The 10,338-nt window shown below is 41.5% G+C and carries 11 protein-coding genes and 1 pseudogene; 5 read left to right on the forward strand and 7 right to left on the reverse strand.

Translation table 11 applies throughout. The features are described 5' to 3' along the window. Window positions 1-38 precede the first annotated feature (38 nt). The 3 genes from ACOVQQ_RS02485 to ACOVQQ_RS02495 are packed head-to-tail and all read left to right on the forward strand — an operon-like array spanning window position 39 to window position 1,333. A complete protein-coding gene (locus ACOVQQ_RS02485) occupies window positions 39-461 on the forward strand; it encodes a hypothetical protein (protein WP_094485743.1) in 423 nt (140 codons plus the stop codon). Window positions 462-488: 27 nt separating this feature from the next. Beyond that, window positions 489-956, forward strand: coding sequence for a septal ring lytic transglycosylase RlpA family protein (locus ACOVQQ_RS02490; protein WP_421816792.1), 468 nt, complete (start codon window positions 489-491; stop codon window positions 954-956). Then, a complete protein-coding gene (locus ACOVQQ_RS02495; RefSeq protein ID WP_421816793.1) occupies window positions 956-1,333 on the forward strand; it encodes a septal ring lytic transglycosylase RlpA family protein in 378 nt (125 codons plus the stop codon). The genes ACOVQQ_RS02490 and ACOVQQ_RS02495 overlap by 1 nt, the downstream gene beginning before the upstream one ends. A gap of 15 nt (window positions 1,334-1,348) precedes the next feature. Here ACOVQQ_RS02495 and ACOVQQ_RS02500 read toward each other — a convergent pair whose 3' ends face one another. Continuing rightward, entirely contained in the window at window positions 1,349-1,816 is a 468-nt protein-coding gene (locus ACOVQQ_RS02500) for a CYTH domain-containing protein (protein WP_421816794.1), read from the reverse strand. Between the two features lie 248 nt (window positions 1,817-2,064). Between ACOVQQ_RS02500 and ACOVQQ_RS02505 the strand changes: the two genes are divergently transcribed. Beyond that, window positions 2,065-2,529: a hypothetical protein gene (locus tag ACOVQQ_RS02505; RefSeq protein WP_421816795.1), complete on the forward strand. Its 465-nt coding sequence runs from the start codon at window positions 2,065-2,067 to the stop codon at window positions 2,527-2,529. Next, on the forward strand, window positions 2,526-3,641 hold the full coding sequence (locus tag ACOVQQ_RS02510; RefSeq protein WP_421816796.1) for a hypothetical protein: 1,116 nt from the start codon (window positions 2,526-2,528) through the stop codon (window positions 3,639-3,641). Before ACOVQQ_RS02505 ends, ACOVQQ_RS02510 begins: the two co-directional genes overlap by 4 nt. A 4-nt stretch (window positions 3,642-3,645) precedes the next feature. Here the strand turns inward: ACOVQQ_RS02510 and ACOVQQ_RS02515 are convergent, their stop codons facing one another. From ACOVQQ_RS02515 to ACOVQQ_RS02540, 6 genes and pseudogenes are all read right to left on the reverse strand, one after another. Next, window positions 3,646-3,903 carry a hypothetical protein gene (locus ACOVQQ_RS02515; RefSeq protein ID WP_421816797.1) on the reverse strand — a complete coding sequence of 86 codons (258 nt, stop codon included), beginning with the start codon at window positions 3,901-3,903 and terminating at the stop codon, window positions 3,646-3,648. Window positions 3,904-4,165: 262 nt separating this feature from the next. After that, window positions 4,166-4,723: a hypothetical protein gene (locus ACOVQQ_RS02520; RefSeq protein ID WP_421816798.1), complete on the reverse strand. Its 558-nt coding sequence runs from the start codon at window positions 4,721-4,723 to the stop codon at window positions 4,166-4,168. A 198-nt stretch (window positions 4,724-4,921) separates the two neighbouring features. Continuing rightward, window positions 4,922-5,203 (reverse strand): F0F1 ATP synthase subunit epsilon, encoded by a 282-nt coding sequence (locus ACOVQQ_RS02525; protein ID WP_094485735.1) that lies wholly within the window; start codon window positions 5,201-5,203, stop codon window positions 4,922-4,924. Window positions 5,204-5,214: 11 nt separating this feature from the next. Then, the gene (atpD, locus tag ACOVQQ_RS02530; protein ID WP_298145134.1) at window positions 5,215-6,726 is read right to left on the reverse strand and encodes a F0F1 ATP synthase subunit beta; all 1,512 of its coding nucleotides are present in this window, start codon (window positions 6,724-6,726) and stop codon (window positions 5,215-5,217) included. A gap of 221 nt (window positions 6,727-6,947) precedes the next feature. Further along, on the reverse strand, window positions 6,948-8,510 hold the full coding sequence (locus ACOVQQ_RS02535) for a G-D-S-L family lipolytic protein (RefSeq protein WP_421816799.1): 1,563 nt from the start codon (window positions 8,508-8,510) through the stop codon (window positions 6,948-6,950). Between the two features lie 12 nt (window positions 8,511-8,522). After that, window positions 8,523-10,338, reverse strand: a pseudogene (locus ACOVQQ_RS02540) (hypothetical protein); the annotation flags it as partial.

Consider the following 10,338-nt stretch of genomic DNA (forward strand, 5'->3'; position numbering starts at 1 on the left):
TTTTCTATATATTTACCCTTACAAACATCGAAACAACTATGTATAATTTCTTGCAACACGCACATTCTGGCTGGGCTTATATCGTCCTAATTGTATTATTCTTCACCGTTTTAAACGCAGTAATGAGTACCGCAAACGCTAAAGCTTTTTCAGACAAAGACCGCAAATTAGCACTCTTTGCTTTAATTGCTTCACATGTGCAATTGCTTTTAGGATTAGTACTTTGGTTTGTTTCGCCAATCGGAAAAGCAGCACTTAGCCAAATGCAAGACGCCAGCTTACGATTAACAGCACTAGAACATCCGCTAACAAATATTATCGCTATCGTTTTGATTACCATAGGCTGGTCGAGACACAAAAAGATGACTGACAGTGGAGCTATCTTCAAAAATTTCTTGCTTTTCTACGGATTAGGTTTAGTGCTGATTTTAACAAGAATCCCTTGGCAACTTTGGTTTTAAAACCCTGCCTGCACTAACCTGTATTTTATGAAATTAAAACTAGTATACCTATTGCTCACCACGGCTGCTACATTATTTGCTGTGGCTAGCTTCGACAAACCTGCTCCTAAGCCTAAAAAAGTCGTGACGCAAACTCGCGTACAACAAGACACGGTTAAGAAAGCAGATTCACTTTCGAAAAAAGTGAAATACAAGTTGTTCAAGAAAAACGCACACGCTTCGTACTACGCCGATAAGTTTAACGGCCGACGAACCGCTAGTGGAAAACGATTCGACAACAACAAATACACTGCGGCACACCGAAAATTACCTTTCGGAACTAAACTGCGCGTTACTAACGAGGTCAACAAAAAATCAGTTGTCGTGGTGGTTAACGACCGCGGACCTTTCACCCGCGGACGCGACATCGACCTATCCAAACGCGCATTCATGGATATTGCTTCCTCACGTTACGGCGGATCGCTTAAAGTAACCATCGAAGAAATAATCGAATAATGCGCAGGGCGCAATGGCTTCTAATTTGCAGTCTTGCTTTGCTGCTTTTTGGTTGTGGAGCTTCCAAAAGCAAACAAAACCTACTTAAATCACAGGCAGAAATTAGTTTTTATGCCGATTCTTTCGAAGGAAAACGAACCGCTTCCGGCAGCACATTTCGCCAAAAAGAAAAAACAGCGGCGCACCGCACACTCGCGTTCGGAACCAAACTTAAAGTAGTAAATACCAAAAACGGAAAATCGGTTGTGGTAACAATTACCGACCGCGGGCCCGCTAAAAAAAGTCGCGAACTCGATTTGTCTAAAAGCGCGTTCCTGGAAATTGCCGAATCAACGTCTATCGGCATTCTTAAAGCCGACATTTACATTCTCAACTAAAAAACTGAGTAGAATTTACCAAGTATTAAACGGGTTTTCAGCAATAAAAGCATTGTAAAATCGTGCATCGCCGGTAACTTCTTCACCCAACCAATCGGGACGATCAAAAGGCTCATCGGCACGTTCCAACTCAATTTCTGCAATCACCAAACCAGCATTCGCTCCTTCAAATACATCTATCTCGTACGTGTGTTTTCCCGCCGGAATTAAATGCCGAACCTTATAAATTGGCTCCGGAAGGCAAAGTTTTAAAAGCTCCAGCGCATCGTCTACCGGAATTTCCTTTTCCCACTCGTACCTACTCGATCCATCGCTCGACGAACTGCCTTTAATGGTCAGAAAACCGCTGCTGTCTTTGGTTCGAACGCGCACAGTACGCGCCGGATCGGTACTTAAATAACCCTGCGAAATACGATACGAACGCTGCGCAAATTGCAAACAATCTAAGTGGGTAACTCGAAATTTTCGTTCTATTTCAATCATTTTTTTAGTTGGGCGTTGCGCCGCCGGCGTTTCGTTGATACAATAAAAAAAGTAACTGCGGCGCCGGGTGCTCTGCTTTAGTCCTCGCTGCTCCGCTATTGCTCCACAGCTGTGGGCTACCGCTGCCGCCCCCTAACGCGGGCAATCGTTACCGAAAATTAGTGCAAAAATTACGGTTTTTCCGTAATCGCAACTGCAAAAAAGCCATTAACTTTACCCGAATATAAGCCAATTTAATTTTACACGCCATGAAAACACCTGCTCTTGCAAGGATTCTCTTGCTCTTTTTCTCAATTCATTTCCATCATAGCTCTGCACAAGATTCCGGAGTTCCCGTAAACGTAAGTTTTGGTCGTTACGCCAGTGAAAACGGCGGTTGTTTCGGCGGTCGCGGTATTTGCAGCTTTTCGGCAGCTACAATTGCTACAAAAAACGCTGTACTGTACGAACTCGAAAACGGTACCATTCGACTCGTAATTGACCTAGAAACCCTTCCCGATATGGAGAAACAAAGCATTTACAGGCAAAACAACTTGTTTACAAAAGATGTAAATCTGTTTGTTCAAGAAGAAAAAATAACCGTTCCTGCAATCCTATTCGATAAAAATCGAGGCAGCAGAGATTTGCTAGTACCCGCAGGTAACTATCCGATGCAATCTAGTAGCTTCAAGATTACCATCGATTTTAAACCCGTTAGAACCACCGCGCCATGAAGCCGTTGCTGTTTGCCGCCACGCTATTTTACGTGCTTCCTGGAGCCGCAAACGAGCTTCAAACAGCCGTTGCCGAACTCAATCTGGCATTGGAACAGCGCTTACATCAAAGTGCCTTAGAACTCAAAAGCATAAATTTAGAAATCGATTATATTTCGAGACAGCTCGTTGTGGAAACCAATAACCAAAATATCGTGCACTATTTAAAAGCAAACGAGTTGCTGCGCATTAAAAAAAAACGCGTCATCGCCGAACTGCAATTCGATATTTCCAAAATACGCTATTTGAAAGGCGTTCAAATCATACGTTTGTTGTACGAGAAAGTGCTGAGTCTCGACCATCATTTCGCTTCAGTGAGAACCTTGGGCGAGATTCATAAAATATCGAATCCAACGCAGTACGCCGAGTATCAAAAACTACGCGATTACATCAGCTCGAAGCGCGACAAGAAAAACAATGTCGATTTGAGCACAGTTTTAGCAACTAATCCGGTGGTTTCTCTGGTAAATACCTTTACGAATATGATTAGTTCGAACCTCAACAAAGAAGAAAAAGAAAAGGAACTTACCAACATCGAATGCATACTCGATTTTACGTTGCGCATGCAAAACGATTTAAACACGATTTATTTCGAAACGGCCTATTTAACTACGTCGAATTCGCGTATTAAACAAGAAATTGAAGTGCTTTTTAAAGACTACACCAAACCCGTAAACTACAGCGAAACACTCGAAAAATGTCGCGCCAACGACGACTGGGACGCGCTAACCCAAAAAATGGAGGAGTACCTGGCTAAGATGAAAACTGCTCAAGGAAGTGCACAATACAAAATGCAAGTAAACATCGAATTTCCGGTTGATCGACTGTTGCAATTCATCAATCAGTACAATGTTTTTATTGATCAGGGCGGCAAATTTTACGAGAAGTTTCGGATAATTTTGAACAGTTACGAAAATGCCCAACGTTGCGAAACCAAATTGCCGTCGGAGTTTCAGAAAATGCGCGCCGATATTGATGTAGCGATTAACAAGTTTAATGTAGCCTACAAACCTGTAGAGATAAACGGCAGCAAAATGAAAGAAATCTTGTACGGATTAAACGAGTTTGAGTAAACGATTATAAAATTAGAAGACTGTAAAGTCCAATTAAAAAACTAATTCCTACGAATAAGTATAACACATTTAATCTGGCCTTGCTAATAGTTGTGCTTTGATTGTTGGCTCTAATTTTATAAAAATAAAACAATACTGTTACAACGACAGCCAAAATTACGGTGATAATCGCACGAATCTCAATTGCGATAGGAGTTTGGCTCAAAAATAAAATGAAGCTACCCATTAATGCAAGTGCCGATGCTAAACGATTTTGTGTCATAAAATAAATTTCTAGCAAAGAAAAAACAATTTCGATAAACGTTTACTTTTTAGCTTTCGAATCACTGAATTTTCAGGACGACTTTTCCTGCCCGCGATTGAAACGAAAACCCCGCAAGGTGGAACAAATGTAGTTTTGCAGCAAAGCAGAGGCGACCCAAGAAGCCGCTGCGCTGCGTGTAAAACCATTTGTGCCGCCGCGGAGTTGCAGTGTAAAGCGCGATAAGGCAGCCTAAACACTGTACCTAACGGCAATTTTCGTGTTAAAATGCAACTCCTATACCTAGTTGAAGTAAGGTGTTATTGGCATCTAACTTAACGTTGTTTTCAGATTTAGTGTTGGCAAAAATAAATGTGGCGTTAGCATCAAAAAAGAGGTTGGGTAGCACAAAATAACGCCCACCTAACGAGGCTGTTGCGCCATGAGTGCTTAACTTTCTTTTGATCATCGGATCGATGTTAAATAACGGTGTGGTTTCGAAGTTGAAGGTATCGTAGTAATAGCCAACACTGCCATAAACAGCCATTTTATCGTCTAGCAAGCTCTTCGAGGCTATAAAATGAGGGTTGAGTGCAAACTTGTCAGAATAATTAGGCTTTGCATCAGACCTAACGTAAAACGCCCGTAGCCCTGTCGATAAATCGATACCATTAAAATCCAAAACGTTATAACTCGCCGTTACGCTTATAGGTTGCAAAAAAGGTTTAATATCGTTCGTGAACGAATAGTTTGCGGAAACCGTAAACTTTTTATCTCCGGCAGATTGTGCGGATGCAAATAAAGTGGCCAGAAGTGTGATGAGGAGCAGGACTTTCTTCATACGGACTAAAGTTTAATAATTACAGCAGCACGCGCAAATACATAATCTTACCTCGCATACGTTTGTTTTGAAACGAGCAATTCTGGTTAAAACGACATATTTGAATGTGTTACATGTAAAGCTAACAGAATTTGGGTTACAAGGCACAAAAAAAGCCGCGATTTCTCACGGCTTTGGTATTTGACGAACGTTAAGGTTTTAGTCGACTAAGATAATAACCTTGTTGTTGTTCATTTCGATTGTTCCGCTGTTGATTTGCAAACCAAGTGTTTGCGCGTCTAACTTCGTGAATTTTGATTCTGCTTCTTTTGAAAGTGCAAAACTAGGCGCGGCGATTTTTACCTGCCCGCTTTGCAACACGGCTACAATTGGCGCGTGGTTATTCAAAATCTGAAACGAACCATCGACACCTGGAAGCGTAACTGAATTTGCTTCGCCGGTGAATAATGTAGCTTCAGGAGATACGATTTCTATATGCATGAATCTATAGATTAAGCTTCTGCAAGCATTTTTTGACCCGCTTCAATTACGTCTTCGATAGTTCCTTTCAAGTTGAAAGCAGCTTCTGGAAGGTGATCGAGCTCGCCATCGATAATCATGTTAAATCCTTTGATAGTATCTTTGATGTCAACCAAAACTCCAGGAATACCGGTAAACTGCTCAGCTACGTGGAACGGTTGTGACAAGAAACGTTGTACACGACGCGCTCTCGAAACTGCCAATTTATCTTCTTCTGAAAGTTCTTCCATACCAAGAATCGCGATAATGTCTTGCAATTGCTTGTACTTCTGAAGAATCTCTTTTACGCGTTGTGCACAGTTGTAGTGCTCATCGCCAAGGATATGTGGAGTAAGGATACGTGAAGTAGAATCTAGTGGATCTACCGCTGGATAAATACCTAACTCGGCAATTTTACGAGACAATACTGTAGTTGCATCTAAGTGTGCAAAGGTGGTTGCCGGTGCCGGGTCGGTTAAGTCATCCGCAGGAACGTAAACCGCTTGTACCGATGTAATAGAACCTTTATTTGTAGACGTGATACGCTCTTGCATAGCACCCATTTCAGTGGCTAACGTTGGTTGGTAACCTACCGCTGATGGCATACGTCCAAGAAGTGCCGATACCTCAGAACCTGCTTGTGTAAAACGGAAGATGTTATCAACGAAGAAAAGAACGTCTTTACCTTGATCTGTTCCAGCGCCATCGCGGAAATACTCAGCGATTGATAATCCAGATAGGGCAACACGTGCACGAGCTCCAGGTGGCTCGTTCATCTGACCGAACACGAATGTTGCTTTTGATTCACGCATGCCTACTTTATCTACTTTGCTCAAATCCCAACCTCCATTTTCCATAGAGTGCATGAATTCTTCGCCGTATTTGATAATTCCAGACTCAAGCATCTCGCGTAGTAAGTCGTTTCCTTCACGTGTACGCTCACCTACACCAGCAAACACAGATAAACCACCGTGTCCTTTTGCGATGTTGTTGATCAATTCTTGAATCAATACTGTTTTACCAACACCTGCACCACCGAACAAACCGATTTTTCCACCTTTTGCATAAGGTTCGATAAGGTCGATAACTTTAATACCGGTGAAAAGCACTTCAGATGAAGTGGATAGATCTTCGAATTTTGGTGCTGCTCTGTGAATTGGCATTCCGTTAGCACCTTCTTTTGGCAAGTTTCCAAGACCGTCGATTGCATCTCCGATCACGTTGAACAAACGTCCGTAGATGTCTTGTCCGATTGGCATTTGGATTGGCGCGCCTGTACCTACCACTTCGTAGCCGCGGCTCAAACCGTCGGTAGAATCCATCGAAATGGTTCTAACGGTATTTTCACCAATGTGCGATTGAACTTCTAACACCAAAACGGTACCATCTTTTTTAGTGATTTCGAGTGAGTCGTAGATTTTTGGCAACTCAACATCTTTCCCGCTGAACGCAACGTCGACAACCGGTCCGATAATCTGGGCAACTTTACCTATTACTTTAGACATACTTAAGTATTAATTTTTAGTCTGTTATGTTCGAAAAAAGAAGGCACAATTGCCCTAAATTTTCGAGTGCAAAGATAATTTTTTAAAATACATAATCAACAATAGTTGAATAAAAAAACTGTTGGTTTTTGGCGATTTATTAAAGAATGATTTGAAATGTCAGAAATACGCACAAAAAAACCGCCGATGTTGGTCGGCGGTTGTTTAAAAGTATAAACTTTTTATGGCAATATAGCCGGATAGCTCAATGGGAACTGTTCAGGCTTATACATCTTAAATACTGAATTGTACTGCGCAGAAATTGCTTCCATAAACTTGTTAGCAATATAAGCGTTACCGCGTGCGGTCAAGTGAATACCATCTAGACCGAACGCACCACCTTGTACAAAGCTCGATGTCATATGGAAATTACCAAAACGAATTCCAGTGGTCGACAATTGTGTTAACAGTGCATTTGCATCGACAAAAGCTAAAGATTTTTCATCAGCAATAGCTTTAATAGAAGCATTATAAGCATCGGTAGCCGTTTTAACCTGAGCTACTTCGTCGGCAGTTAATACTCTGCTGTCTTGCAAAGGATACGAAATACCATTTACGTTGAAAGGCGCAGGAACACCCGCTTGGTTGGTTCCAATAACCGAACGTGTGGTTAACAAAATAAAATCGCTATTTCCCGCTGTGTTACGAGCGTGGCGTGCACGACCGTACAATCCGCCTAAGAATGCCGCAGTTTGTGTACCTAAAACAGGAGTAAGAACAGCAGTAATTTCGGCAGACAAGCTTGGTAAGCTTTCATCTATAATTAGTAATGGATTATTTGGCTCTACTGTCGCTGGATTGCCGTCATCTGAAACTAAAGTAACAAAACGGTTCGGCTGTCCTGTTGCAGTAGTAATTTGATTTATTGCGCCAAACAATTGATTTAACTGTGTTGAACTAGCCGCGGGAATTAAATTTGCAGCAATTGGGTTTGTTGGCACAGTTGTAAAAAACGGAACTGAATTGACGTACGGAATATTGGCAACAACTCCTTTTGCACCATTTGCTGTTAACGCATTAACTAGATTTGAATACACAGTTGCGAAAACAGTAGGATCTGTGATGTCGTTACCACCATAGGTCGCTGGATTTAAGTTTCCGAGCTGATTGGTACCCGTACCACCTGAAGTAGCATAAGATAAAACGTCGTTATTTCCAATCCACAACGAAAAAAACGTTGGATTTTGTGCCACAGCATCCGCAACAATTGATGTAGAAGGACTTGAAGCAAAGCGTACAAAATAAGGATTTGCCAAGCCAGCTGCTACTCCTGCAACATTGCCGTAGCCGTTTGCCAATAAGTGGAAACTCTTAGCGCCCGGTACTCCTAAGTTGTTGAACGGACCGGTAAGCGGTGTAATAATCTCTGTAGTTGGTGCCGCCCCAGGAAGCGGAACCGGTGCAGAACCGTTGAAAATCAATCGAACACCTTGAATAGGAGTTCCGCCCAAAAGTAGTCCTCCAAAATTGTCATTCATTAGAGGAATGGTAAATGAACCTCCACCAGCTTGTGCGAACTGATCTGCCATTAGTTTTGGATAGGCATTATTCTGACCCGCAATGAATAAAGCTCCATCGGAGAATCCTGCGGTTAAAGAGTTACCTAAAGCGACGTATTTACTGAAATCTGCATCGCCCGCACTTACGATTACTTCTGGCTCAACTTCATCGTAATTTACTTCATCTTGCGTGCACGATACAGCAATCAATGAAGCAAAAAACATCCATTTAATATTTTTTATCATGATTTTTCGATTTTAAGGATTAATGGTTAAAGAAGCTAAATACGTCTGACCGATACGACCTGCTCCAACTACTTGTAAATAATCGCCACCGCCAATATTCGACGCTGTTAATTTTAATACTGATTTAATAGCTGGAATCTTGTAAGACACTTGTGCATCGAAAACTGTCATCGAAGGAATAACACCATCGGCAAAAGACGACTGCCACAAATACTCATCCGACCATCTTGCATTAACATTGAATCCAAAGTTTTTAAACAATTTGTCGTTTCCGATATTCGCTTTAGCACGGTGTCTTGGCGTGTTAAATCCAGCAATAAAAGACGGATCTTTTGCTTGATCGAACTCGAACTGTGCATGGTTGTAATTCAATCCGAATTCAAAATCTTTGTAGATTTTCTTAGACACTCCTAGACCAAAGCCAAACGATGAAATGTCGGTTGCAGAGTTAGAGTAAACTTGATAAACACGACGGTCGCCGTTCGCTAAAGCAGCATAAGACAACTGCACTTGTGGGTCTGCAGAATTCTCGCCAGCAATACCATAGTAAGGCGTGATTACACGTGAGGTACTCAAGAAATCGTTATACAAGTTGTAGTATGCATTGATATCAACTGATAAACCGTTATCTAAAGCTGATTTGTATCCGACTTCAAATGCTTTTACTTGCTCTGGTTTCACTAAGCTAATATTTGCTACACGTAAGTCTGCTGGGTTTTGTGACGCTGCAAATGCCTGTACAGATTGAACGGTATACGCATTAGTATAAGCGTTGCCTCCAGAAAGTGTAACAGTACTTGGCTGCCCAAGCGTGTTTTGAGCATTTTGGCTCACGGGAAGCGTTTCAACATATCGATCCAAATTCTCAGCAGCCGAACCAATCAATGCGAACGGACCTAAATTTAAACCAATGAACAAATCCTGAGTTGTTGGATTTCGGAAACCGGTTTGGAATGAAGTTCGGAAGTTGTGATTCTTTTTCTCTCCAGCTGAATAAACAAATGAAACTCTTGGAGAATACTGACCTTCAAATAATTCAGATTTATCATAACGAATAGATCCCGTGAACTTCAATCGATCTTCTAAGAATTTCTTCTGAACTTGCATGTAGGCACCGTACTCATCGTATTCAATTGGACCGTCGTAGTCTGTAAAGATGGTTCCGTCTGAATTCAAGGAATATCTTCTGAATGAACCCCCTACTTGGATTTCTGCAAATTTGATAATATCTCTAAAGTTGTAATTTGCATCGGAATGATAAATCCTTGAGTTGTCTTTAAATTTCGCACCAGTAGTGAAATCGGCATCTTGCTTCACGGTTTCTAAAGCGTTTTGAAAGGCAGCCGAACCTGGTTGAAATCGCGGATTTCCACTTGGTGTTAATGGTAGTGGCGTTCCGTTAATGTTATTGTCTGCAAATCCTCGTGCAAAACCTGCTGCTTGCTCCGCATTAAAGCCCAGAGCAATTTGCGATTGTAAAAATGCTGTAGCGTAGTCTGTAAACCAAGCTGTATTATCTTTAGCTAAGCGGTTAATATTCCATGCAGCAAAACGCATATCGTAAGAATCACCTGCATCTTCAGTAGTCATGTAGCCACGAACAAAGAAGTTCTTACCAGTAACTTCCAATTTTGTTTGCTGCATGTAAAAATTCTCTAATCTGTAGCGGTTCGCTCCTTGATAAATCGTGTTACCAAGACCCAGTTTGTGTGTTGCAATAATTTCAATATCATTATCGAAGGGCTTAAAATGTAGCGAAAAATCTGCTTTTACATTCTCCAGTGTGTTATCACTTAAATCTCTTTCTGCATAACCTGTTCGAGAAACC

The organism is Flavobacterium sp., from assembly GCF_049240005.1.
Taxonomy (GTDB): Bacteria; Bacteroidota; Bacteroidia; order Flavobacteriales; family Flavobacteriaceae; genus Flavobacterium.